Source organism: Chryseolinea sp. H1M3-3 (genome assembly GCF_029360725.1).
Classification (GTDB): domain Bacteria; phylum Bacteroidota; class Bacteroidia; order Cytophagales; family Cyclobacteriaceae; genus Chryseolinea.
This window is the reverse complement of record NZ_JARKMY010000010.1, coordinates 910,916-937,182: the sequence shown is the minus strand read 5'-3', so window position 1 is coordinate 937,182 and position 26,267 is coordinate 910,916. Positions and strand designations below refer to the sequence as shown.

The following is a 26,267-nucleotide window of genomic DNA, read 5'->3' as shown; positions in this document are numbered from 1 at the left end:
CGTTGAAAGAATAAAAAAGGCCTGTCGATTAAACAGGCCTTTTTTATGATTTATTTATCTACTCTCAGCTGCCACATGCTTCACATGCATCTGGATTATCAAGTGAACAAGTCATGTCAGCACGCTTTTGATCATACCCTAGAGGTTGCTCATACGGAATACTTTGTTGGTTCTCAGCAATTGCATAAGATGCAACGGGATCTGCTACTTCGATAGCTGCGGGTGCTGCAGCGACAAATGGTTGAGCCGCCGCAGATTTATCGAGTGTAAATTTAATGGCATCAGCTGCTGCTGTTGAGCGGAGATAATACATGCCAGTCTTTAATCCTTTTTTCCAGGCATAAAAATGCATGGAAGTCAACTTTCCGAAGTTTGGATTAGTAAGGTGTATATTCAGACTTTGAGATTGGCAAATGTATGCGCCACGATCTGCAGACATATCGATGATTGCCTTTTGTGAAATTTCCCAAACCGTCTTATAAATATCTTTAATGTGCTGTGGGATTTCTGCAATAGGTTGGACAGAACCATTCGCTCCAATCAGCTTTTGTCGCATGTTTTCACTCCATAGACCTAGACTCATCAGATCCTTCATTAAATGCTTGTTTGCAATAATGAACTCTCCTGAAAGCGTTCTTCGTGTATAGATATTGGAAGTATATGGCTCAAAGCATTCGTTATTACCTAGAATTTGAGATGTAGAAGCTGTCGGCATCGGCGCGAGCAAAAGCGAATTGCGGACACCGAATTGCTTTACGTCGCGTTTTAGTTGATCCCAATTCCAGCGACCACTCTTTGGAGTAACGTTCCACATGTCAAATTGGAAAATTCCTTTTGATACCGGTGAACCTTTGAAAGTTTCATAAGGACCAAGTTCTTTCGCTATTTCCATAGAAGACTCCATGGCGCCGAAATAAATGGTTTCGAAAATATCTTCATTTAACCTGCGAGCTTCCGGAGAATCAAAAGGCATGCGAAGTAAAATAAAGGCGTCCGCCAATCCTTGTACACCGATTCCGATCGGACGATGTTTTAAGTTTGAGTTACGCGCTTCTACAACAGGATAATAATTGACATCAATTACCTTATTGAGATTACGTGTGACAACTTTCGTGATCTCATATAATTTTTGATGATCAAATTTGCCTTCTGCATTAATAAACTTTGGTAATGCAATCGAAGCCAAGTTGCAGACAGCCACTTCATCGGGTGACGTGTATTCAATAATTTCAGTACAAAGGTTACTGGATTTTATTGTACCTAAGTTTTTCTGATTTGACTTTCTGTTTGCTGCGTCCTTATATAAAATATAAGGTGTTCCGGTTTCGATCTGCGATTCAAGAATTTCAAACCAAAGGTCTTGTGCTTTTATTTGTTTACGGAATTTTCCCTCACGTTCATATTTTTCATATAACCGTTCAAATTCTTCTCCCCAGACTTCTGCCAAACCCGGAGCTTCATTTGGACAGAACAACGACCACATCTCGTTGCTTTCAACCCGTTTCATGAACAAGTCTGGAATCCACAATGCAAAGAACAAATCACGGGCTCTCAATTCTTCTTTACCATGATTTTTCTTCAGGTCTAGGAATTCAAAAACATCTGAATGCCATGGTTCAAGATAGATAGCAAAACTGCCTTTGCGTTTTCCTCCACCTTGATCGACGTAGCGGGCAGTCATATCAAAGTTCCTCAGCATGGGAACGATGCCATTGGAAGTTCCGCCTGTTCCTTTGATGTAAGAACCTTTACCTCTGACATTATGGATGCTAAGGCCGATACCGCCTGCTGACTGCGAAATTTTTGCACATTGTTTTAAGGTATCGTAAATGCCATCGATACTATCATCTTTCATGGTCAATAAGAAACATGAAGATAATTGTGGTTTTGGCGTACCTGCGTTGAAGAGCGTGGGTGTAGCATGTGTAAACCACTTTTCCGATAAAAGATTATAGGTTTCAATTGCTGATGGAATGTCCTCACCGTGTATCCCTACGGCTACGCGCATGAGTAAGTGCTGAGGTCTTTCAACAACTTTTCCATCGATTTTCATCAGATAGGAACGCTCAAGGGTTTTAAACCCGAAATAATCATAGCTGAAGTCGCGGTCATAAATGATGGCTTCATCCAATTCAGCCGCATGTTCCTTGATAACTTTATAGGTCTCTTTCGAAATTAATGGAGCATTTTGACCATTTTTTGGATCTACATAAGTGTAGAGCCGTTTCATGGTATTTGAAAATGATTTGCTTGTTACCTTATGTAAATTAGAAACAGCGATGCGTGCTGCAAGCTTAGCAAAGTCAGGGTGTTTCGTTGTAAGTGTTGCAGAAATTTCAGCAGCCAGGTTATCTAGCTCCTGCGTTGATACACCATCATAGAGACCATTGATCACCTTCATGGCCACTTCTACAGGATTGACGAACTTTGGATCTAATCCATAACAGAGTTTTTCAATTCGTGCGGTGATTTTGTCAAACTTAACTGTTTCTCTGCGTCCGTCACGTTTTAATACTAGCATTTTAGAAAATGGGGGTTGTTTGAGAGTCTAAAAAGTGATTTAATGTAATTAAAAATCTTCGTTCAGTGAAAACTTCGCTGAGGTTTCTTTTTCCGTGCTTTTCATGACACCGGCTTTCTGATATTCAGCAACACGCTTTTCAAAGAAATTTGTTTTTCCACGCAACGATATCATATCCATGAAATCAAAAGGATTCGTAGCATTGAAAATTTTTCTTCCGACAAGCTCATTCAATAAACGATCAGCAACAAATTCGATATACTGTCTCATTTGAACAGCGTTCATACCGATTAGGTTTACAGGCAGCGCGTCCGTTACAAATTCCTTTTCAATTTCCACAGCATCTTTAATGATGTCGATAACTGTTTGTTCAGGTAATTTATTAACGACGTGTTTCGTGTAAAGATGGCAGGCAAAATCGCAATGCAATCCTTCATCTCGAGAAATTAATTCGTTAGAAAAACTTAGGCCCGGCATAAGGCCACGTTTCTTCAACCAAAAAATCGAGCAGAAGGAACCGGAAAAGAAAATTCCCTCCACAGCGGCAAAAGCAATAAGGCGTTCCTGAAAATTTCCCTTGCTGATCCAACGGAGTGCCCAGTCGGCTTTTTTCTTAACACAATCCATGGTTTCAACAGCATGGAAAAGTTTATCTTTTTCCTTCGGATCTTTTACATAAGTATCGATCAAAAGCGAATAGGTTTCTGAGTGGATGTTTTCAATGGCGATCTGAAAACCATAAAAGAACTTGGCTTCCGTGTACTGAACTTCAGAAATAAAATGTTCAGCCAGATTTTCATTCACAATACCATCGCTTGCAGCAAAAAATGCCAGTACGTGAGTAATGAAATGTCTTTCACCATCGTTTAAATTTACCCAATCACGTAAATCCTGACTCAGGTCAATTTCTTCAGCCGTCCAGAAACTTGCTTCAGCTTGTTTATAGAATTTCCAAATGTCGTGTTGGTGAATGGGAAAGAGTACAAAGCGATCTTTGTTTTCCTTCAAAATGGGTTCTTCGTGTATTACCTGGCTCATTGGTAAGTGGGTTTTGAGGGTTTAACCAAAAATATTAAAGGGGTACCAGCCTCGGCTGACACCCGATAAGTTCTTAAATAGTAAATTTTTGTTTGGTGATACTGAATGAATAAACCTATCCGTATCAAGTGTACAAATGAACTAGAATGATTCTAAAAATCAAAACTGCGTTTGGAGCTCACTGGCAACGATTGTGGATAACTTGTGAATATTTTGTGGAAAGATAAGTTGCTGTACAATAGTCGCTTAATCTCCAGTTCTTAGCGTTATCTTTAAGATTAAAGCCGTTGAAAAGTTTTTTTAATTTTTTTTTCAGATCATTTATGGTTTTTATTTCAAGATATTGGCTTTCAACTTAACATTTCTTGATTCTTTTTATACCTTTGCAGTCCAATTTTCAAAAGCTATGTACGCAATAGTAGAAATCGCCGGTAAACAGTTTAAAGTAGCTAAGGACCAATACATTTATGCTCCAAAGCTTGAAGGTGAAGCTGGCTCAGCTGTAAGCTTCGATAAAGTCCTGTTAGTGGATAACGGAGGATCAATAGATATCGGTGTTCCGGTATTAAGTGGTGTAGCGGTCGCAGGTAAAATCGTAGAGCACGTAAAGGGCAACAAAGTTCTTGTGTTCAAGAAAAAAAGAAGAAAAGGATATGCCGTTAAGAACGGACATCGCCAACAGTTCACAAAAGTTCAAATCGAAAGCATAGGTTAATTCTCATAACGGATAAAGGAAAGCCATGGCACATAAAAAAGGTGAAGGTAAAGTAAAAAACGGCCGCGAATCAGAAAGCAAACGATTAGGGATTAAGGTATACGGAGGCCAGAAAGTAATTGCAGGAAACATTATTGTTCGCCAACGGGGAACAAAGCATCATCCTAGTAAAAATGTAGGTATCGGTAAAGATCATACCTTATTCGCATTAACAAATGGGATCGTTGTCTTTAAGAAAAGAAGAGAAGGCAAGTCCTTTGTTTCTGTTGAACCAATTGCAGAAGCTTAAGTTAAGATAATGGCATTCTAAAAGCCGTCTCAATCTTTGAGGCGGCTTTTTTTATGACAAATAATTTTTACGTCTAATAATTCCCGTCGTTCCTTTTCTAATTTTGGGCATGCAAAATCACCTCTTCATTCAGGCCGCTAAGGCAGAACATACTCCTCGTACCCCTGTTTGGCTCATGCGTCAAGCCGGAAGAATCTTGCCGGAATACCGAAAGGTTAGGGAAATCGCCAAGGATTTCAAAACCTTGGTCAAGACCCCTGAGCTTGCAACAGAGGTCACTATACAGCCTGTTAACATACTGGGTGTGGATGCCGCCATCATCTTTTCAGATATCCTGGTGATTCCTGAAGCGATGGGTCTTAATTATGAGATGGAGGAAAACAAAGGCCCGGTGTTTCCGAAAAAAATTTCGTCCGCTAAGGATTTAAACGGTTTGCACGTTGCCGCGGCTGAGGAACTTCAATATGTTTTGGATGCCATAACGCTTACCAAAAAAGAGCTTAACGGAAAAGTGCCATTGATTGGATTTGCCGGCGCGCCATGGACGATCTTTTCTTATATGATTGAAGGGAAAGGGAGCAAAACTTTTAGCGCTGCCAAGAAAATGTTGTACACACAGCCTGAGTTTTCTCATCAATTATTGGAAATGATCACGCAGAGCACCATTCATTATTTGAAAGGTCAGATTCAGGCAGGGGCAGATGTAATTCAGATTTTCGATTCTTGGGCAGGAATTTTGAGCCCTGCTCAATACAGCGAGTTTTCCTTGAAATACATTTCGAAAATATGCGATGCCATTTCGCAAACTCCGAAAATTGTTTTTGCTAAAGGAGCCTTTTTCGCACGTGCGGAACTAAATGCAATCAAATGTGACGTGGTCGGACTGGATTGGAACATGGGTATCAACGAATCAAGGGCGCTTCTCCCGGACAAAGTTTTGCAGGGAAATCTCGACCCTTGTGCCCTCTACGGTTCTCTTCATGACGTTAAACGTGAAACCATCAAAATGCTTGAGGGCTTTGGTCCATATAAACACATCGCGAATTTGGGTCATGGGTTGTATCCCGATACCGAAGTGGATAAGGTGAAGTGTTTTATCGATACCATTAAAGAATATAGCGTGTCAAAATCATTCGCTTCGAAGTGATTTAATAGGATTAACAATAGCGGCCTTTATTGATTGATAACTCACCGTAATCCATGAAATAAAAAGGGTTATGAGCCCTGCTGCAATAAAAACTCCTGGACCCATTTCGATGCGGTAAGCAAATCCCTCCAGCCATAAATCCATTACGTAATAAGACAGTGGTACAGAGAGGATGAATGCCATCAGAATTAACTTTGTGAAGTCCTTTGTTAATAAGATAACAACGCTCGCAATGGACGCACCCATCACTTTCCTAACACCGATCTCCTTTGTTCGCAGATTGGCGGTATACGCAGCAAGTCCGAAGAGTCCGATACAAGCAATAATTATCGCCAGGGCTGAAAAAATACCAAATAATTGACTAGCCTTTTTTTCGTTGGCGTACTGCGCATTTAAGTTCTCATCCAGAAATACAAATTTGAATGGTTGCTCGGGTGCCAGTTCTTTCCATTTTGCTTCAACAGCCGTTATTACTGCATTTACGTTTTCGGTTTGAATTCGTGCGATGACATACCCGGCTGCTCCTCCAAAAGATTCAGTGCTCTGAATCGTTAGCGGCGTAATTGGATCTCGTAAAGATTGAAAATTAAAATCTTTGATGACTCCCATGATGGTATACGATACCGTCACATTTCCATTCGGCCCGCGTTGAATTTGATTGACTTTTTTACCCACGGGATCAGTAAGCCCCATGGTTTTTACAGCTGACTCGTTCAAGATAATAGAAAGTGAATCGTTGGTTTCGTTGGAATACCCTTTTCCTTCCACAAATTCAAAACCTATTGTGGCGGCGAAGTCATCATCAATAACCATTGTCTTGGTGGTAAGAATTTCTGACGAACCCTCAGGTAAAAACTGTGCTCCAAAAAAATCGCCCTGCCTCCCCAAAAGCGAGAATGACCCGGCAGCATTTCTAACACCGGGAAGTCTTTTTAATTCGTCAATAAACGTTTGTGATTTATTATCCAGCGCAAAAACGCGTTCAACTACCAGTACCTTTTCCTTGTCATATCCCAATGATTTGTTTTGCATGTATTGCATTTGTTTTCCAACGGTTAGGGTTCCCACTATCAATACCATAGAGATAAAAAACTGAAACACAACTAAACCGTTCCTAAGCCACACGCCTTTGGCATTGGCTGAAAAATTTCCTTTCATTATCAAAATCGGATTGAAAGACGATAGCGCAAACGCGGGATAACTTCCCGCCATGAAACCAACGACGACAGCAACAGTTAGCAGGCCGAGAACTACAACAGGTGAAAACGTAAAATCCAGTTGCTTATTCGAGAGGGAGTTAAAATATGGAAGCGTGATTTCCGCGAGTACAACTGCAATCAGGGTTGCAAATACACTTAGTAGAACAGATTCAACCAGGAATTGTGAAACCAATTGACTTTTGAGGGATCCCATCGTTTTACGGACACCTACCTCGCGTGCTCTTTCCGCTGAACGCGCGGTAGCAAGATTCATGAAGTTAATGCAGGCTATAGCAATGATAAGGGCAGCAATACACGTTAAGAAATATACATAGTTCAGATTCCCACCAGGCAGCATCTCGGCTTCAATATTTAAAGGATCAAGGTGAATGCTGGTTAGAGGCTGAAGAAAATAACGGTAACCATTGCCTTCTTTTTTATAGTCTTCCCAGGATTTTCCAAGGTCTTGCTCAATTTGTGCCGATGCATATGTATCGACCATTGCAGGAAATTTATCTTCCAGCATTTTGGCATCGCTGCCAGGAAACAGTTGCAGGTAAACGTGGGCAGTGAATGTGGTGAAGTTTACTTCAAGTCCATTTGCAAAAAACTCTTCGTCCCACTTGGTTAAGAAATCAAACTTAATGTGTGATTGCGTTGGTACGTTTTCGCATACACCAGTAACGGTAAAATCTCTATTAAAAATCCTTATCACCTTACCAAGCGGCTCGTCATTTCCAAAATACCGTCTTGCCGTCTCTTCTGTTACGATAACATCGTTGATATTGGATAAAGATTTTTTTGAGTCGCCCTTAATCAACTTAAAAGTGAAAAATTCAAAGAAGTTTGAATCTGCAGCCAGGATAAAATTCTCCTCAAACCGCTTAACCTCATCGCGATCATTTTTATAGCTGACAATCACATTGTTGATGGGGCCGCCGATTTTTAATACAGCTGAGACTTCCGGAAAATCCCGACGCATTACATCAGCAAATGAATGCGGTATCACTGCATAGTTCGTAATGTGGTTGGGATATTTTCGCTCGAGGGCAATCTTATAAATGTTTTGGGAGTTATTGTGAAACTTGTCGTAAGAAAATTCGTGGCTCACAAAGAGCGTGATAAGCAGGCAACTCGCAATACCAATGGATAGCCCAAGGACATTAATGGTGGTATAGACTTTTTGTTTAATAAGGCTTCGAAGCGCTATTTTGAAATAATTTCTAAGCATAGGTTTTACGGGGCTAACTTCACGTCAGTCAATCCTTGTGCCATAGAAATAGTGTTTTAATTGATGAATTATTGAATCGAGGTGTCCGAAAGAAGGAAAACCTGTGCGCATGCGGTCATTAATTCCGGAGCATTCTTAAGAGTGTTGAGAGTCGACTTTTTAAATTTCTACGATCGATGATGAAATCCAGGAACCCATGATCTAGAACAAATTCGGCGCTTTGAAATCCTTTTGGTAAATCTTTTCCAATGGTTTCCCGGATCACGCGTGGTCCGGCAAAACCAATCAGCGCTTTTGGCTCTGCAATATTAAAATCACCCAACATCGCATACGAGGCCGTTACACCCCCCGTTGTAGGATCCGTGAGCAGGGAAATATAAGGTACTTTTGCTTCGTCCATTTGTGCAATCTTAGCGGCGGTTTTTGCCATCTGCATAAGAGAAAGCCCAGCTTCCATCATCCTGGCGCCTCCTGATCTTGAGATCATTAAAAACGGAATTTTGTGTTTGATACTGTAGTCCATAGCCCGTGCAATTTTTTCGCCTACAACAGAACCCATAGACCCTCCGATAAAACTGAAATCCATACAGGCAATGGTGATGTCGAGACCATTCATTTTGCCGTAAGCCGTGCGGACAGCATCTTTTAAATCGGTTTTTTCCTGAGTCTCTTTGATCCTTTTAGGATAGGGCTTGGTGTCCTTGAATTTTAAGGGATCGGCCGATTCCATATTGACATCCAACTCCGTAAACTTATTTTCATCAAACAGCACTTCGAAGTATTCTTCTGAGCCGATGCGAACATGATAATCTTCATCAGGTACCACATAGGCATTGTTTTTCAACTCCCGCGTATGAACAATTTTTCCTGCGGGCGATTTAAACCAAAGCCCATCAGGCACCTCACGTTTTGATTCTGTGGGAGTTAAGATTCCTTTATCGCTGCGTTTGAACCAAGACATAAGTTTGAAACTTTAATAAAATATAGCCAGCTAAACAAAACCTTTGCAATTGTTCAATAAAGATTTTTAAGCAAGCGTAATTGACTTATCCAGATAAACATCCTGGATGGCATTCAAAATCTCCACGCCTTCCTTCAAAGGGCGTTGAAATGATTTCCGTCCAGATATCAATCCCATACCTCCAGCACGTTTATTGATCACGGCTGTACGAACCGCGTCAGCAAGATCACTTGCCCCTTTCGATTCTCCGCCCGAGCTTATCAGCCCGGCGCGCCCCATATAACAATTAGCAACCTGATAGCGGCAAAGATCAATCGGGTGATCCGACGTAAGTTCGGTATAAATTCGTTCATCCAATTTTCCGTAGCTGCTGCCGCCTGTATTTAGGGCCCTGTATCCGCCGTTATTTTCGGCTAGTTTTTGTTTGATAATATCTGCCTGAATAGTAACTCCCAGATGATTAGCTTGACCGGTCAGGTCTGCTGACACATGATAATCAACACCATCTCTTTTAAAAGCATTGTTCCGGGTATAACACCAAAGAATCGTTGCCATTCCCAAATCGTGCGCGCGTTCGAAAGCTTCCGCTACTTCAACAATTTGCCGGGTAGCATGATCCGATCCAAAATAAATCGTAGCACCAACAGCGGCGGCGCCCAGATTCCAGGCATCTTTAATGGAGCCAAACATGATCTGATCATGTTTATTAGGATAGGTCAGCAGTTCGTTATGGTTGATCTTTACTATGAAGGGTATTCTGTGAGCATACTTTCTCGACATCATGGCCAGTGCACCAAAAGTTGTAGCCACTCCGTTGCATCCGCCTTCAATAGCTAACTTAACTATATTTTCGGGATCGAAATACGCGGGATTCTTGGCAAAGGACGCACCGGCGCTATGCTCAATGCCCTGATCAATTGGAAGTATGGAAAGAAATCCTGTATTGGCCAGACGCCCGTTGCCAAACAATGATTGTAAGCTGCGCAAAACCTGGGTATTACGATTGGTTTGTGCGAAAATCCGGTCAACAAAATCAGGGCTTGGTGTATGAAGCTGGTCTTTTAAAATGGTTTTGCTTTGGTGCTTCAGCAGGTAATCTGCGTCTTTCCCTAAAACGTCCTGGATATTTCTTGCCATTGGTTTTGCTCTTAAAAAACGAGGACAAAGTTATTAATTATTTAATAGTATGCTAACCAGGCGAATTTTTGAGCTTTTCTCTCCATAAAATCAAAAAGCCATCCTTGTTCAGAATGGCTTTCTAAGATCTATTACAGAAATTAAATTTTCTCTTTAATGCGGGCTGCTTTGCCTTGTCTTCCTTTTAGATAGTAAAGTTTCGCTCTGCGAACCTTGCCTTCTTTTATTAACTCGATTTTATCAATAGTGGGTGAAACGATAGGAAATATCCGTTCTACACCTACACCATTTGAAATTTTTCTTACGGTAAAGCTTTCACCATTGGTTCCAGGGCTTTTGCGCTGAATTACAGTGCCTTGGAATTGCTGAACTCTTTCTTTATTACCTTCTTTAATCTTAACGTGTACGTTAATAGTGTCGCCAGGTTTAAATGCAGGGAACTTCTCGCGAACCTTTGCGTATTCCTGCTCAACTAATTTAATCAGATCGGCCATGACTCGATGGTTTTTGAAAATTGGACTGCAAAGGTAGGGAAAGAATTGAATTTTTGGAAGATGGACCTAGAATGTTTAAGAAAATGATGTTCTAGGTATTAGAAAGAAGGTTTGGCCTCCTTGTCTTAGTTCGTTCAACAGCCTTTTCATGCCTCCATTCTTCAATTTTCGCCTGGTGGCCGGATAATAAAACGGAGGGCACGTCCCATCCTTTATATGAAGCGGGACGTGTATACACGGGTGGAGCAATTAAATTATCCTGAAAAGAATCGCTCAAAGCCGAGGTTTCGTCGGAAAGCACACCGGGTACAAGTCTGATCACCGCATCAGCTAATACTGCAGCGGCTAATTCGCCACCCGATAGCACGTAGTTTCCTATGCTGATTTCGCGGGTGACAAGATGTTCACGAACTCGTTCATCAACGCCCTTATAATGGCCACAAAGCAAAATCAGATTATTTTTCAGGCTTAATTCATTGGCCACCGGTTGTGTCAGCAGTTGGCCATCCGGGCTCATATATATGATGTCATCATAAGTTCTCTTGGTTTTCAAGTCCTCAAGACAACGGTCTATGGGCTCAATCATCATAACCATACCCGCGCCTCCACCGAAAGAATAATCATCAATTGACTTGTGCTTATCTATAGAATAACTTCTTAAATCTATGATATTAACGGTGACGAGTCCTTTGTTTTGGGCCCGTTTTAAAATCGAATCTGAAAAAGGACTTTCAATAAGTTTGGGAAGACATGTGATTATATCGATGTGCATGATTACCGGTTTGTAAAAAATGTAAGTAAATTTATAAACTAGGTGCTATGATAAAGAAATTTATAGTTGTTTGGATTTTATCCCTTATTGTAATACAGGGACTAGCGCAAACTGGTACAATAAAGGGCGTTGTCATTAATAGCAGAACATATGAACGGCTCCCCTATGCTTCAGCCTTTATCAATCATACAACATTGGGTACTAGCGCGGATGAAAAAGGTGAATTTATCTTAAAAAATGTTCCTTTAGGACAACATGAGCTGATTGTGACATTTATAGGTCACCATTTTTATCAAGCGAAAATCACAATTAAAGATACTGCGGCGATCACCATTACGATCAGATTACACTCGAAAGAACTCCGTGAGGTAAAAATCCATTCAAAAAGAGATAAGAACTGGCAGCGAGATTATGAGAAATTCAAGACCTTATTTCTCGGAACAAGTATTCATGCCAGGCGTTGCGAGATTGTGAATCCATGGATTTTAGAATTTGAAAATAATAATCGTGGATTTTTTAAGGCGACTGCATCGGATGTTTTACAAATAGAAAATTATAGTTTAGGTTACACATTGTACTATGAGATTAAGATCTTTTCCGTCGGGTCGGAGGAATTTTTTATTCACGGCAATGTCCGGTATAAATTAATGGAGACCTCAGATTCTGCTACGGGGAATCAATGGAGAAAGAACCGAGAGGATGTTTATTTTGGCTCAAGCCGGCATTTATTTAAGGCTATTGCAGGCCGAAATTCCAAGAGTGAAGGATTTGAGTTATTTAAGGACAACACGGGTCTGGATGACATTATTCGATTAGCTAATTTTTATAGTAATGTTGGAAAAGAAATATCGGAATATGACATTGTCGATCGCACGCATGATGAGGCCATGCCTGCGCAGTATAAAATTCAAATTCCCTCCAGGATGGAGGTTCATTACTTAAACAAAGCTGATGATCCAAAGGTTTATCGGAATGTTTCGAACCCCATCAGCTGGATTGAAGTTGATAAGCCATATCTGATTATAAACTCCCAAGGTGTCGTTTTGAATCCTTACGATATGGTGTTATCCGGAAGTATAAGCAAAGCCCGAATTGCAGAGTTCCTTCCATATGATTTTATGCCTTCTTCTCCAAAGAAGAGTTTATTTCCCACCAGGCAAGTCAATAGAGAGAAGCCAATAAATGCTTTAACATATTTGCTAGAGCGGCCCTATTTGCATACCGATAAATCATATTATTACCCGAACGAAACTATATGGTTTCGGGGCTACATGAATTATATAACGCCTGTTTATAAAGATTCGCTAAGCAGTGTGCTGTATGTAGATCTTATTGATTCTTCTCAAAATATTATGGCCAGCAGCATATTTCCCATCACTAATGCAAGCGTCGAGGGTAATTTAAGCGTTTCGCCAACGGTGGAGAGCGGGGATTATTTCTTAAGAGCCTATACCCGCTGGATGTTAAATTTTGATTCAACGTTAATATATGTGAAACCACTTAAAATTCTTGATTACAGTGAAGTCGGTAAAACAACAGATAGCTTAAACGTTATCGATTCTGTGATGACAATTACCATTGAGGTGCCTAAGGATACTTTTGAAATGCGAGAACTTGTAACTGTCAAGCTGGGCACCAAAGATTTTCTTGAAAACTTTATTCCTGCGAATTTTTCGGTATCTGTAACTGACACCGAGCAAGCTGTCCCAGCTATAAATGAAACCAATATTTTAACAGATTTTAGTATACCTTCTATTGTATTGCAAGATTCGTTTCCTGTACAAGTCGTGCACACCATACAGCGAGGTATTGACTTTAAAGGAAAATTTGTGACAAAGCGGGGGAAAGAAAGTCAAGGAATTATTACCGTCGCGCAGGAAAAGAACGCACAAGTTTTTATCATCACGACAGAAGAAGACGGACAATTCTTTTTCAATAATCTAAAACTTTATGATTCTTCAAAACTTTCAATTCTTGCTAAAACTATTAAAGGCCGTCCGGGGAAAGTGATATTGGATTCAGTTAAACGACTTTCGCCTCGCGTTAAATTAAGAGATCCATTAAAGATAGAAGTGGTGAAAGAATCTAATCCATCAAAATACAATTCACTTTATCAAATGGGAGAGGCACGTATGCTCGAAGAAGTAACCATCCGCGGTTTAAAAGAGGGAAATTCTGGTAATATAATTTCTCCGGATTTTGCTATTACAGGAGAGTGGCTGCGTGCTACAAATTCGACAAATATTCTCACATCATTACAAGGAAGGGTTCCTGGGCTACGTGTTGCTAATGGAACATTGCTGCTCGGCCCCCCAACTTCATTTGGCCCGTCGCAACCAGGAGGTTCAGTGCATTCTAGTGCTGAGCCCCTTGTACTCATTGATGGGGTTCCAGTAAATTCGATGGAGTCATTTGAGAGCCTTGTTGATCGGCTTTCCCAACTCAGTCCGGATGAAATTGAGAAAGTAGAGGTTTTAAAATATTCGAGTGGTGCGTCTTACGGATCCAGGGGGGCTAATGGGGTGATCTTGATCACAACGCGTCAGTCTAGCGGTAGTTCATTCGAAAATGAAAAAGCGCGATTTGAGGAAATCCAAATTGCGGGTTTCTCGAGCTCAAAAAAATTCTTGATGCCTAATCATTCCAATCTTACCAACGATGGCAGTGAACGGGCTGATTATAGATCAACGATATATTGGAATCCCAATGTCAAAACTGATGGTAATAATATCGCCCAGGTTTCGTTTTATGCTGCGGATCTCCCTACTCAATATAGAATTGTTGTTGAAGGAACAACAAGGGACGGGAAACCAGTTCGCGGTGAAAAACTTATTGCTATTAAAGAGGCGCGATAACATTATAGTTCTAGAAAACCCTCTGGCAGGTCAACTATGATGCTCTTTTTTACCTTATTAATACTAGTAATAAAAGGACCATTAACGGGGATCAATACTTCCTTATCAACATGCTGGACGACTAACAATCGGTTAGGACCGGCTTGCATCACTTCTCGAACTTCCCCTAATAAGCCATTCACTTCATCATGAACTTCAAACCCCACCACCTCATCATCATAAAATTCGCCGCGATCTGCCTTTGGTCGGTGTGATTTAGAAATATATATGGATTGTTTAGAAATTTTTTTCGCTTGCTCTGAGGTGTCCACATCTTCAAATTTTATAAATGCTTTTCTGTCCTGAGCAGAAATTGCTTCTATAAAATAGGGCACTAACCGGCTATTTTGTTCGAGAAAAACAGATTCTATCGAGGATAAATCTGCAGGAGCGTCATCTTCAAGCATGATTGTCACCTCACCCTTTAGGCCATGGGGCTTTACAATCCAACCCATTTTATAACACGCGTCTAGTTCCATGATAATAAAAAATGCCAACGCATAATCTGCATTGGCATTTAAAGTAGTCTTTTGATAATTAAGCCTGAGCTTCCTGAGTCTCAGTAGCTGGGGCTTCACCCTCTGCAGGCTGTTCAGGAGCAGCAGCTTCTTGTACTTGAGCTTTCTTTCGAATGGCTTCAGCACGAGCTTCTTTTATTTTAGTTTCAGCTTCTTTACGAGCCTTCGCAACAGCTTCCTTGGATTGAGAAAGCTTATCGCGGGTTGATTCCAACTTCGTGGTTTTAGATTTAAGCCAATCCTGTAACTTGCTATCAGCCTGGTCCTGTGTTAAAGCACCCTTGATAACACCGATTTGCAAATGTTTTTTCAACATTATTCCGCGGGTGGAAAGCAACGCTTTTACGGTATCACTCGGCTGTGCGCCATTCATCAACCATTTAAAAGCCTTTTCATCATTAAGCTCAACAGTGGCAGGGACTGTTAGGGGATTATAAGTCCCGATTTTTTCAATAAATCGCCCATCACGTGGGGACCTGGCATCGGCTACGACTACATCGTATAATGCTAGTTTTTTGCGGCCTCTTCTGGCCAATCTGATTTTAACCATTACTTTTTTAGGTTTTAATGTGGAACGCGTCCTTTATAAGGCCGCAAAGATAATGGATTTTTTCTCTTCTGATTAACGTCCAAAAAAGGAATTTTACAAAAGATGCGCAAAGGAGCCACCGGTGTCTATATGCGTGACAAAAACCAAAAGCCGATAAGTAATTTCATTATATTCGTGTACGCGAGTACTCAATTTTTTAATGTTATATGGCTTCTCTACATTTGGGCTTTCAATCGTATACATGAGCACATATTCGTATATATCAAATGCTGAAGTAGGTTATATAGACCGGCTTTATCAGGATTACAAAAAAGATCCAAATTCAGTAGATCCGACCTGGCAAAAATTTTTCGAGGGATATGATTTTTCTTCAAAGGCAGCAAACGGACACAAAGCTACTGCCGATGAATCATTATCAATCAAAGAAACGCAGGTGAGAAACCTGATTTTCACTTATCGTTCTTTTGGACACCTTACTTCAAAGACTAATCCTGTAAGACCCCGCAGAAATCACAATGTGAATTTCGATCACAAAAGCGTCGGCTTATCCGATGGAGATCTTGATACGGAATTTGATGTCGGGTCAGAGATAGGAATGGGTCGTGCGACATTACGAAAGATCATTGAAAAGTTAAAGGCCGTCTATCTTGGGCCAATTGGCTTCGAGTATAACTTCATCCATAATGATGAGATACGTCAATGGTTTTTTCAAAAATGTGAACAGGAATATTTTGTTTATACGCCGTCAATAGATGAAAAGAAAAGAATCCTGACGAAGCTGAATGAAGCGGTGGTATTCGAAAATTTTCTTCACACAAAATTCCTAGGACAAAAACGATTCTCTCTTGAGGGTGGTGAGACTACAATTCCAGCGCTGCAAACCATAATCAACAAGGCAGCTGCGCTTGATGTAAAAGAAGTCGTTATCGGCATGGCACATCGTGGACGACTAAATGTTCTTTCAAATATCTTGGGTAAAACCTATGAACAGATTTTTACGGAGTTTGAAGGTAACGTAAATCCTGAACAGACGATGGGTGATGGCGATGTGAAATATCACCTGGGATATTCCAGTCATGTCAATACACCATCTGGTAAAAAGATCTATTTAAAGCTCACGCCCAATCCTTCCCACTTAGAAGCGGTCGACCCATTGGTAATCGGTTATACACGAGGTCAAATTGATGATGAGTACAAAGGTGACCTTTCTAAAGGTATGGCCATCTTAATTCATGGCGATGCGGCTTTGGCTGGACAAGGAATCGTATATGAAGTTGTTCAGATGTCAGGCCTGCCAGGCTATACCACAGGGGGTACAATACACTTTGTAATTAATAATCAAGTTGGTTTTACAACTGATTATGATGACGCCAGAACAAGTATATACTGTACCGATCTTGCCAAGATTGTCGATGCGCCAGTACTACATGTGAATGGCGATGATGCGGAGGCGGTGAGCTTTGTGTCTAACCTGGCCGTTGAATACCGGCAAAAATTTGGAAAAGATATTTTTATTGACCTGCTCTGCTATCGCAGACACGGACACAATGAGGCGGACGAACCAAAATTCACCCAACCAAAATTATATAACCTCATTGCTAAACATGAAAACCCGCGGGAAATTTATGTTAAGAAATTGATCGAAAGAGGTGATGTGGATGCGGCATTGGCAGATGAGATGGATAAAAATTTCAGAAACCAACTGCAGGACCGGTTGAATGAAGTGAAGCAAAAACCATTGCCTTACAAGCCGCAGAAAATGGAAGCGGAATGGGAGGAAATGCGGTGGGCAAAGCCAGAAGATTTTGATAAGTCACCGGAGACTGGAATTAAAGAAAGCGTAATCGAGAAAGTGGGAAAAGCACTGACGTCAATCCCAGAAGGATTTAAACCCCTTAAGCAAATTGAAAAACTTTTGAAAGATCGCACCAATGCTTTCTTTGAAAGCAAAATATTAGGATGGGCAGATGCAGAGCTATTGGCGTATGGCTCCTTATTGCTTGATAAAACCCCTGTTCGAATGTCCGGCCAAGACGTGAAGCGAGGTACATTTTCACACCGTCATGCGTACTTTTTTGATGCAAACACGAACGAACCGTATTGTGGCTTAAATAACATTGAAAAGAATCAGACAAAATTCAGTATTTACAATTCGTTGCTGTCCGAGTTCGGAGTGCTTGGTTTTGAATATGGTTATGCCATGTCCTCTCCAAGTGCATTGGTTTTGTGGGAAGCTCAGTTTGGAGATTTTGCAAATGGCGCCCAGGTAATTATTGACCAATTTATCTCCAGCGCAGAATCCAAATGGCAACGGATGAATGGGCTGGTAATGTTATTGCCTCATGGGTACGAAGGTCAGGGGCCAGAACACTCAAGTTGCAGGCCTGAAAGATTCTTACAACAATCAGCTGAGTATAACATGATTGTTGCAAATCCTACTACGCCCGCAAACTTCTTCCATTTGTTGAGGAGACAGGTAGCATGGCCGTTCCGTAAACCCTGTGTTGTATTTTCTCCGAAATCACTGCTACGTCATCCGGCCGTTGTTTCTCCTATCAAAGAATTCACGTCAGGAACCTTTAGTGAAATACTCGATGACCCGAATGTTTCCGTAAAAGATGTAAAGCGTGTTATTCTATGTTCGGGAAAGATTTATTACGACCTGGCCGAAGTTCAACAAAAGAAAAAAATAAAGGATACTGCTATTGTGCGACTGGAACAGCTTCATCCTTTTCCTGAAAAGCAACTCAAAGGTGTTCTAAAGAAATATAAAGATGCCAAATTGGTATGGACGCAAGAAGAACCATCTAACATGGGAGCCTTAAGTTATATCCTTCGAATGATGCCCAAGTATGACCTGGAATTTGTATCACGCAAGGCAAGTGCTTCGCCGGCTACGGGTTATTCAAAGATCCATAAAGTTGAACAAGACAAAATAGTGAATAAAGCGTTTGAGATATAACGTCTTTTAAACCCTCTAATAATTTAACAAATCACTGAATGGCTATACAAATAAAAGTACCTACAGTTGGAGAATCTATTTCTGAAGTTACAATTGCAAATTGGCTAAAGAAGGATGGCGATGTCGTTAAACTGGACGAAGTTATTGCAGAACTGGAATCGGACAAAGCAACCTTCGAGTTGACTGCTCAAAGTGACGGTGTTTTAAAGATACTCAAGCAACAGGGTACAACAGTACCCATTGGGGAAACCATTTGTGAAATCGAGCCCGGAGCAGCGCAAGCACCACAGCCTCCCAAAGCGCCCGCCACCGCCAGTACACCACAGCCTCAGAAAACTGAGTCAAAAGTAAGTGGTGGTATTAAGGAAATGAAGGTGCCTGCGGTAGGTGAGTCTATTACCGAGGTAACAATTTCCACCTGGCTTAAAAAAGAGGGCGATTTTGTAAAGCTTGATGAGGTTATTGCAGAAGTTGAGTCTGATAAAGCAACCTTTGAGCTACCCGCTGAGGCGACTGGTATTTTGCATATTGTAGCAAAAGAAAAAGAGACGTTGCCAATCGGAGGGTTGATTTGTAAAATTGAAATAACTGGGGAATCACCTGTGACAGAACCGCAGGAAAAAAAGGAAACAGCGGTTAGCGCCTCGAGTGGAGGAAGCGACAAATCGTACGCGGCGGGCCATCCCTCGCCGGCCGCAGCAAAAATATTAAGTGAGAAAGGCATTCCTGCAAATCAGGTACAAGGTAATGGTGTTGGTGGAAGAATAACGAAAGAGGATGCCGTGAAGGCGCAGCCATCGACAACAAAACCTGCGGAGACAAAGGCGCAACCTTCGCAGGCAGCACCTGTGATTTCTTCTGGTGGATCCAGAAATATACGCAAGGAGAAAATGACATCGTTGCGAAAGACGATAGCAAAACGGCTCGTATCGGTAAAAAATGAAACGGCTATGCTCACTACTTTTAATGAGGTAGACATGAAGCCGATCATGGACATGCGTTCAAAGTATAAAGATCAGTTTAAGGAAAAATATGGTGTCGGGTTGGGTTTTATGTCCTTCTTCACCAAAGCAGTTTGTGCTGCCCTAAAAGACTTTCCGGCAGTGAATGCATCTGTCGAAGGTGATGAGATTGTCTATCATGATTATTGTGATATATCCATCGCGGTATCAACGCCTCGAGGACTGGTAGTACCAGTAATTCGCAATGCTGAACTGTTATCTTTTAACCAGATAGAAGGAGAGGTTGTGCGTCTGGCCACTAAAGGTCGGGATGGTAAACTTTCTATTGAAGAAATGACGGGAGGGACGTTTTCCATTACAAACGGCGGCGTCTTTGGGTCAATGCTTTCTACGCCAATACTTAATCCACCACAATCTGCCATTTTAGGAATGCATAATATTGTAGAACGCCCTGTTGTTAAAAACGGGGAAATTGTTGTTCGTCCTATTATGTATCTCGCGTTGTCATACGATCATAGAATCGTAGATGGACGCGAATCAGTAAGTTTCCTGGTGAGAGTTAAAGAGATGTTGGAAGATCCCGGAAGATTGATCCTCGGTGTTTAAACGTTTATTTTTTATTTAATATCCAATTCATTTTTTCTCTCCATGCAATACAACGTCACGGTTATTGGTTCTGGTCCTGGTGGTTATGTAGCAGCGATTCGCTGTGCGCAACTAGGATTTAAAACTGCCATCATTGAAAAGTATGATACCTTAGGAGGCACATGTTTAAATGTAGGATGCATTCCATCCAAAGCCTTGCTTGATTCGTCTGAACATTTCATCAACGCGAAAGAACATTTTAAGGAACATGGCATTGATATACCGGCCCCCAAGGTTAATATCAAACAGATGATTAAGCGGAAGGAAGATGTTGTGAAATCCAACGTCGACGGGATCGCATTCCTGATGAAAAAAAATAAGATCGATGTTTTAAAAGGCACAGGTTCATTTATTGATAAAAATACCATCAAGGTTACATCTTCGGACGGCAAAGAAACTCAAGTCACAACAGACAAGGTAATTATCGCGACAGGATCGAAACCAACGCCACTCCCATTTGCGCCTTTTGACAAAAAAAGAATAATCTCCAGTACTGAAGCACTCACGCTTACCGAAATCCCTTCTCATCTTATTGTGATCGGCGGCGGCGTCATTGGTATGGAATTGGGTTCGGTGTATGCAAGACTGGGTTCTAAAGTAACAGTAGTTGAGTTTCTCGACAGCCTCATTCCGACGATGGACGGCACCATGGGCAAAGAACTCCAGAAAGTTGCAAAAAAAATGGGAATGGATATTTACCTCGGTCATAAGGTAACGGCAGTTGAAAACAAAGGAAAAGAAGTTGTTCTAAAAGCTGAGGCAAAAGATGGTAAGGTTTTAGAATTGAAGGGTGATTATTGTTTGGTGAGCATAGGAAGAAAGCCCTATACAGACGGACTTGGTCTTGATAAAGTTGGGATTGAAACAGTCAAAGGTCAAATCCCAGTAGATGATCATTTGAAAACAAACGTTGATAATATTTACGCTATAGGCGATGTTGTCCGAGGCGCGATGCTTGCTCACAAGGCCGAAGAAGAGGGTGTATTCGTTGCAGAACAAATGGCGGGACAGAAGCCACATATAAATTATTTGCTTATCCCAGGCGTTGTATACACCTGGCCCGAAGTAGCCAGCGTAGGTTATACTGAAGAACAGTTAAAAAATCAGGGGCGTGCTTACAAAACCGGAACTTTTCCTTACAAAGCATTGGGCCGCGCGCGTGCCAGCATGGATACCGATGGTTTGGTCAAAATTCTGGCAGATAAACAAACAGATGAAATTCTTGGTGTGCACATCGTTGGTGCGCGGGCAGCTGATATGATTGCCGCAGGTGTTACAGCGATGGAATTCCGTGCGTCAGCTGAGGACGTTGCGCGCATGTCGCATGCTCACCCGACGTATATGGAGGCCGTTAAAGAGGCGTGTCTTGCTGCAACCGCTAACCGTCCCCTTCACATATAAAAAAAGGACGGATCCGTCATCCGTCCATATGTTTCAATCAAGATGGTTTTTTCTTAGATATGGATTACCTCGCCGTAAGCGGCAGCGGCTGCTTCCATAATAGCTTCACTCATTGTAGGGTGAGGATGCACTGACTTAATGATTTCATGCCCTGTGGTTTCCAAGTTACGAGCGACTACAACTTCAGCAATCATCTCAGTGACATTCGCGCCAATGAAGTGAGCGCCTAACCATTCACCATATTTCGCATCAAAAATCACTTTCACAAAACCGTCTGCATTGCCCCCGGCCTTTGCTTTTCCTGACGCTGTGAAAGGAAATTTCCCTACTTTAATCTCATAGCCAGCTTTTTTAGCGGCTTCTTCTGTAAATCCGACAGAAGCAATTTCAGGGGAGCAGTAGGTGCAACCTGGTATATTGTTATAATTTAATGGCTGGGGGTTATGGCCGGCGATTTTTTCGACACAAATAATTCCTTCCGCAGAGGCTACGTGGGCTAAAGCCGGCCCTTTCACAATATCACCTATTGCATATACGCCGGAAATATTTGTCTTATAAAAATCGTCTACAATTACTTTGCCTTTATCTGTCTTCACACCGGTCTCTTCAAGGCCAATACCTTCCAGGTTTGTGGCAATACCTACTGCGGATAGCACCACATCGGTCTCAATTTTAATTTCGCCTTCAGGGGTTTTAACAGTGGCAATGCAGCTCTTCCCCGAAGTATCCACCTTGGTAACTTCTGAATTGGTATAAATTTTCATTCCCGCTTTTTTGAAAGAACGGTCTAATGTTTTGGAGACTTCTTCGTCTTCCACAGGAACGATTCTTGGTAAAAATTCTACTATCGTAACTTCTGTGCCGATAGAGTTGTAGAAATAAGCGAACTCCACGCCGATAGCACCCGAGCCGACCACCAACAATTTTTTGGGTTGTTCTTCAAGCACCATAGCTTCACGGTAACCGATTATTTTCTTGCCATCGATTTTTAGATTTGGAAGCTCGCGCGAACGTCCACCTGTTGCGACAATTATGTGTTTGGCTTCGTAGTCAGTCTTTTTTCCTGATGCATCAGTGACCTCAACCTTGGATCCTTTTTTAAGCTTTCCGAAACCGACTATTTGATCAATTTTATTTTTTTTGAAAAGGAATTGAACACCTTTACTCATGCTGTTAGCTACATCACGGCTGCGTTTAACCATTCCGCCTATATCAGCTTTAGCATCTTTTACTTCGATACCATAATCTTTCGCGTGCTTGATATATTCAAATACGTTGGCACTTTTCAATAATGCCTTAGTAGGTATGCAGCCCCAGTTTAGGCAGATACCTCCTAACTCGGCTTTCTCAACGACGCCTACTTTCATTCCAAGCTGAGAGGCCCGGATAGCAGCGACATAACCGCCTGGGCCACTTCCGATCACGATAAGATCATATTTTGACATTGTATTAGATTTAAAATTCGCTGCCAAAGATAAACTCCTGACGGCTCTTTCAAAAAGTTTAGCATTTAAATGCGACAGATTGAGAGTTCCGATGCACCTTCAATAAGCAGGAATTGTTATTCATTCGATGTATTTTGATAGAATTCGGCTACTTTTGAAAAGTAACGGAAGAACTTAAAGCGTTGTCAGTCGACCGTGGACTGGTTAATTTTAGTATGAATTTATTACAAGGAAAAACCGCATTGATCACCGGTGCATCGAAAGGAATAGGTAAAGCCATTGCCTATCGTTATGCAGAAGAAGGTGCAAACGTCGCCTTTACCTACTTATCAAGTGTGGAACAAGGTGAGGCATTGGAACAGGAGTTGAAATCAAAAGGCGTAAAAGCGAAGGGCTACAGATCTGATGCATCCGATTTTTTGCAGGCAGAAAGTTTGGTTAATGCAGTCATCGCAGATTTTGGATCATTGGATATTCTTGTAAACAATGCTGGAATAACACAGGATACCTTGTTGCTTCGCATGACGGAACAGATGTGGGATAAAGTAATTAATGTAAATTTAAAGTCCTGTTTTAATACGGTGAAAGCTGTTACTAAGCAAATGATGAAACAAAAAGGCGGCGCTATCATCAACATGACTTCAGTCGTGGGGTTGAAGGGTAATGCAGGACAAGCAAATTATGCAGCGTCCAAAGCCGGCATCATCGGATTCACTAAATCAGTGGCCCTGGAGTTGGGCTCAAGAGGTATACGCTCAAATGCAATTGCACCCGGGTTCATTGAAACTGAGATGACGGATAAATTGGATGAAAAAACAGTTCAATCCTGGAGAGACGCAATTCCCTTGAAACGTGGTGGAAAACCACAGGATGTCGCGGATGCTTGTGTCTTCCTCGGATCTGATATGGCATCATATATTTCAGGACAGGTTATTCAGGTAGATGGCGGAATGTTAACATAGATGAACTAAAAAATTTTCGCGAAGAACATTCAAAGAAAACATGGCCGGCGAGATCGAACACATTGTTTCGCTTTTGAATAGCACCTTTGAAAAGAATCCATGGTATGGACCATCGGTGAAAGAAGTGTTGAGTGATATTCAACCGGAGTGGGCATCAAAACGGCTTGGGCACACGCATAGCATCATCGAGTTGGTCGCTCATATGACATCGTGGCGATTATTTGTTATTAAACGGTTGGAAGGTGATAATCAATTTACCATTACCGATGAATTGAATTTTCCGGCAGCAATGAATTGGCCAAAAGTTGTGATGGAATTGTATAAAAGCCAGGAACAACTTCTTCGTTTGCTGACATCCTTTCCCGCGTCCAGACTATTTGAGGTTGTGCCACAAGGATCCGGTGAATACACGTTTTATACTTTGCTGCACGGCATAATTCACCATGATGTATACCATACAGGACAAATTTCACTCATTAAAAAAAGCTAAAAGTGGTTGTGTGCTCAATGGTGAAATTTCAAGTCTCCCTAACACCTGTGAGTAATCCCACAAAAAAAGATTTACATCGGCTTGCAAACATTCCTTTCAAGCCCTACGTTTGTATTCACAAAAGTCGAATAAGCACTTCCGCTTAATCGATTTATAAAGAAGCGCGGAGAGACAGGCTCAATGAAACGCTAGCAACCTCCTAAATATGAAAGGTGCTAAATCCTGACTTCCCACCGATGGTGGGGGAACTATAAACCGGTTAAAAAATGAAAAAAATCATCATCAGCCTCATCACAGGAACAAGCAACGTACGTTTGCGTGCTTACTTCAAAAGCTTCCTTAATTTTATTGATGACATGTCTAGCATTTCCAATGCGTGCATGTGTTGTTGTTGCCGTTGTTGCTGATCAGTGAGTAGCTCCTTTCAGCAACAAATAGCCTATGACCCTGCCCAGTGACAGGCAAGCTGGTTACGGCTATATAATTTTGATTACACAATACATCTAATCACTAAAATATTTAAATCACATGTCAAATTTACATTTCGAAACGCTTCAGCTACATGCTGGTCAGGAAGTCGACCCTACAACACGCTCACGTGCGGTACCCATCTACCAGACAACCTCTTATACTTTTAAGGATTCAGAGCATGGAGCGAACCTTTTTGCCCTGAAAGAATTCGGAAACATCTATACCCGAATCATGAATCCAACGACAGACGTTTTTGAAAAACGCGTTGCTGCGCTCGAAGGTGGTGTAGCCGCTTTGGCGGTTGGCTCCGGACAGGCTGCTCAATTTTTGGCGTTGCATAATATTCTTCAGGCAGGCGACAATTTTGTTTCTACTTCCTTATTATATGGCGGTACTTATAATCAATTTAAAGTTGCTTTCAAGAGGTTGGGCATTGATGTCCGGTTTGCCGAAGGCGATAAAGCAGAATCGTTTGAAAAACTAATTGATAAGAAAACCAAAGCGCTCTATCTTGAAACGATCGGAAATCCTGGTTTTAATATTCCTGATTTTGAAGCCATTGCAGCCATTGCTAAAAAACATGACCTTCCGCTTGTTGTCGATAATACTTTTGGAGCTGCCGGTTATTTGTTCCGACCATTTGAGCACGGAGCGAACGTGATCGTCGAGTCTGCAACGAAGTGGATAGGCGGCCACGGTACATCTATTGGCGGTGTTATCGTTGATGGTGGAAATTATAACTGGGCTAACGGAAAATTCCCTCAATTTACCGAGCCTTCTGAAGGTTATCACGGATTAAAATTCTGGGATGTTTTTGGTGAAGGAAATCCGCTTGGTTTGCCGAACATTGCTTTTATTATTCGCGCACGTGTTGAAGGCCTTCGGGATTTAGGACCATCCATCAGCCCATTTAATTCATTTTTATTATTGCAGGGGCTTGAAACATTGTCTCTGCGTGTACAGCGTTCAGTAGACAACGCGTTGGCATTGGCACAATGGCTGGAAAAACATGATCTCGTTGAGTCCGTAAATTATCCGGGACTTGAAAGCAGCCCTTATCATAAACTCGCGAAAAAATATTTGCGTAATGGTTTTGGCGCGGTCCTGTCCTTTACTGTAAAAGGCACCAAGCAGCACACAACAAAATTTGTTGATAATTTAAAGTTGTTAAGCCATCTCGCAAACCTGGGTGATGCTAAGACTTTGATTATTCAACCGTCAGCGACCACGCATCAGCAGCTTAGTGAGAGTGAACAAGTAACCGCCGGAGTTTTGCCGAATCAGTTAAGAATATCTGTTGGTATAGAACATATCGACGACCTTAAAGCGGATCTCCAGCAGGCTTTTGAAAAGGTATTTGAAGGAGAATTAGTATCATAAAATCTTATCTCTAACGCTCTCAAAAAAAGAGAGCGTTAGAGATTTATAAAATTGAATTAAAACGGTCTTGCGCTTTTCTTTTT

20 protein-coding genes and 1 riboswitch are annotated in these 26,267 nt (G+C 41.5%); of the genes, 10 read left to right on the top strand and 10 right to left on the bottom strand.

Features of this window, described 5'->3' with window-relative positions:
• Positions 1–64: 64 nt before the first annotated feature.
• A complete protein-coding gene (locus P2W71_RS20760) occupies positions 65–2,521 on the bottom strand; it encodes a ribonucleoside-diphosphate reductase subunit alpha (protein WP_276373248.1) in 2,457 nt (818 codons plus the stop codon).
• A 48-nt stretch (positions 2,522–2,569) separates the two neighbouring features.
• Positions 2,570–3,559, bottom strand: a complete 990-nt coding sequence (locus P2W71_RS20755) for a ribonucleotide-diphosphate reductase subunit beta (protein ID WP_276373247.1) — start codon at positions 3,557–3,559, stop codon at positions 2,570–2,572.
• 406 nt (positions 3,560–3,965) lie between these two features.
• Here P2W71_RS20755 and rplU point away from each other — a divergent pair, with 406 nt between their 5' ends.
• The 3 genes from rplU (at position 3,966) to hemE (ending at position 5,710) form a co-directional block, all read left to right on the top strand.
• Positions 3,966–4,274: a 50S ribosomal protein L21 gene (gene rplU / locus P2W71_RS20750; RefSeq protein WP_276373246.1), complete on the top strand. Its 309-nt coding sequence runs from the start codon at positions 3,966–3,968 to the stop codon at positions 4,272–4,274.
• 25 nt (positions 4,275–4,299) lie between these two features.
• On the top strand, positions 4,300–4,563 hold the full coding sequence (gene rpmA / locus P2W71_RS20745; RefSeq protein ID WP_276373245.1) for a 50S ribosomal protein L27: 264 nt from the start codon (positions 4,300–4,302) through the stop codon (positions 4,561–4,563).
• A 103-nt stretch (positions 4,564–4,666) separates the two neighbouring features.
• The gene (gene hemE / locus P2W71_RS20740; protein WP_276373244.1) at positions 4,667–5,710 is read left to right on the top strand and encodes a uroporphyrinogen decarboxylase; all 1,044 of its coding nucleotides are present in this window, start codon (positions 4,667–4,669) and stop codon (positions 5,708–5,710) included.
• On the opposite strand, the gene P2W71_RS20735 is transcribed toward hemE, so the two are convergent.
• The 5 genes from P2W71_RS20735 to trmD all read right to left on the bottom strand — a co-directional run bounded on the left by P2W71_RS20735 (position 5,693) and on the right by trmD (position 11,504).
• Positions 5,693–8,140 (bottom strand): ABC transporter permease, encoded by a 2,448-nt coding sequence (locus P2W71_RS20735; protein WP_276373243.1) that lies wholly within the window; start codon positions 8,138–8,140, stop codon positions 5,693–5,695. The two genes, hemE and P2W71_RS20735, sit on opposite strands and share 18 nt — an antisense overlap.
• A 118-nt stretch (positions 8,141–8,258) precedes the next feature.
• Positions 8,259–9,101 (bottom strand): acetyl-CoA carboxylase, carboxyltransferase subunit beta, encoded by an 843-nt coding sequence (gene accD, locus P2W71_RS20730; protein WP_276373242.1) that lies wholly within the window; start codon positions 9,099–9,101, stop codon positions 8,259–8,261.
• Positions 9,102–9,167: 66 nt separating this feature from the next.
• The gene (locus P2W71_RS20725; protein WP_276373241.1) at positions 9,168–10,238 is read right to left on the bottom strand and encodes a class I fructose-bisphosphate aldolase; all 1,071 of its coding nucleotides are present in this window, start codon (positions 10,236–10,238) and stop codon (positions 9,168–9,170) included.
• A gap of 140 nt (positions 10,239–10,378) precedes the next feature.
• Positions 10,379–10,732 carry a 50S ribosomal protein L19 gene (rplS, locus tag P2W71_RS20720; RefSeq protein WP_276373240.1) on the bottom strand — a complete coding sequence of 118 codons (354 nt, stop codon included), beginning with the start codon at positions 10,730–10,732 and terminating at the stop codon, positions 10,379–10,381.
• A gap of 91 nt (positions 10,733–10,823) precedes the next feature.
• Positions 10,824–11,504 carry a tRNA (guanosine(37)-N1)-methyltransferase TrmD gene (gene trmD, locus P2W71_RS20715; RefSeq protein WP_276373239.1) on the bottom strand — a complete coding sequence of 227 codons (681 nt, stop codon included), beginning with the start codon at positions 11,502–11,504 and terminating at the stop codon, positions 10,824–10,826.
• A gap of 47 nt (positions 11,505–11,551) precedes the next feature.
• Here trmD and P2W71_RS20710 point away from each other — a divergent pair, with 47 nt between their 5' ends.
• Complete coding sequence (locus tag P2W71_RS20710) at positions 11,552–14,359, top strand: carboxypeptidase-like regulatory domain-containing protein (protein ID WP_276373238.1); 2,808 nt, start codon at positions 11,552–11,554, stop codon at positions 14,357–14,359.
• A gap of 2 nt (positions 14,360–14,361) precedes the next feature.
• Here the strand turns inward: P2W71_RS20710 and rimM are convergent, their stop codons facing one another.
• Both rimM and P2W71_RS20700 read right to left on the bottom strand, forming a co-directional pair.
• The gene (gene rimM, locus P2W71_RS20705; protein WP_276373237.1) at positions 14,362–14,853 is read right to left on the bottom strand and encodes a ribosome maturation factor RimM; all 492 of its coding nucleotides are present in this window, start codon (positions 14,851–14,853) and stop codon (positions 14,362–14,364) included.
• 82 nt (positions 14,854–14,935) lie between these two features.
• On the bottom strand, positions 14,936–15,466 hold the full coding sequence (locus P2W71_RS20700; RefSeq protein ID WP_276373236.1) for a 30S ribosomal protein S16: 531 nt from the start codon (positions 15,464–15,466) through the stop codon (positions 14,936–14,938).
• A gap of 241 nt (positions 15,467–15,707) precedes the next feature.
• Between P2W71_RS20700 and P2W71_RS20695 the strand changes: the two genes are divergently transcribed.
• Genes P2W71_RS20695 through lpdA (P2W71_RS20685) form a run of 3 tightly spaced genes read left to right on the top strand, consistent with a single transcriptional unit; the run spans position 15,708 to position 21,436 of the window.
• Positions 15,708–18,428: a 2-oxoglutarate dehydrogenase E1 component gene (locus P2W71_RS20695; protein WP_276373235.1), complete on the top strand. Its 2,721-nt coding sequence runs from the start codon at positions 15,708–15,710 to the stop codon at positions 18,426–18,428.
• A 38-nt stretch (positions 18,429–18,466) separates the two neighbouring features.
• Complete coding sequence (gene odhB, locus P2W71_RS20690; protein WP_276373234.1) at positions 18,467–19,996, top strand: 2-oxoglutarate dehydrogenase complex dihydrolipoyllysine-residue succinyltransferase; 1,530 nt, start codon at positions 18,467–18,469, stop codon at positions 19,994–19,996.
• A 42-nt stretch (positions 19,997–20,038) separates the two neighbouring features.
• Positions 20,039–21,436: a dihydrolipoyl dehydrogenase gene (gene lpdA / locus P2W71_RS20685; protein WP_276373233.1), complete on the top strand. Its 1,398-nt coding sequence runs from the start codon at positions 20,039–20,041 to the stop codon at positions 21,434–21,436.
• A gap of 53 nt (positions 21,437–21,489) precedes the next feature.
• Here lpdA (P2W71_RS20685) and lpdA (P2W71_RS20680) read toward each other — a convergent pair whose 3' ends face one another.
• Positions 21,490–22,881 carry a dihydrolipoyl dehydrogenase gene (lpdA, locus tag P2W71_RS20680; protein WP_276373232.1) on the bottom strand — a complete coding sequence of 464 codons (1,392 nt, stop codon included), beginning with the start codon at positions 22,879–22,881 and terminating at the stop codon, positions 21,490–21,492.
• 215 nt (positions 22,882–23,096) lie between these two features.
• On the opposite strand from lpdA (P2W71_RS20680), the gene fabG reads away from it, so the two are divergent.
• From fabG to P2W71_RS20665, 3 genes are all read left to right on the top strand, one after another.
• Positions 23,097–23,843, top strand: a complete 747-nt coding sequence (gene fabG / locus P2W71_RS20675; RefSeq protein ID WP_276373231.1) for a 3-oxoacyl-[acyl-carrier-protein] reductase — start codon at positions 23,097–23,099, stop codon at positions 23,841–23,843.
• A gap of 40 nt (positions 23,844–23,883) precedes the next feature.
• On the top strand, positions 23,884–24,333 hold the full coding sequence (locus P2W71_RS20670; protein WP_276373230.1) for a DinB family protein: 450 nt from the start codon (positions 23,884–23,886) through the stop codon (positions 24,331–24,333).
• 148 nt (positions 24,334–24,481) lie between these two features.
• A riboswitch (SAM riboswitch) is annotated at positions 24,482–24,590 on the top strand.
• A gap of 271 nt (positions 24,591–24,861) precedes the next feature.
• Positions 24,862–26,184 (top strand): O-acetylhomoserine aminocarboxypropyltransferase/cysteine synthase, encoded by a 1,323-nt coding sequence (locus P2W71_RS20665; protein ID WP_276373229.1) that lies wholly within the window; start codon positions 24,862–24,864, stop codon positions 26,182–26,184.
• Positions 26,185–26,267 lie beyond the last annotated feature (83 nt).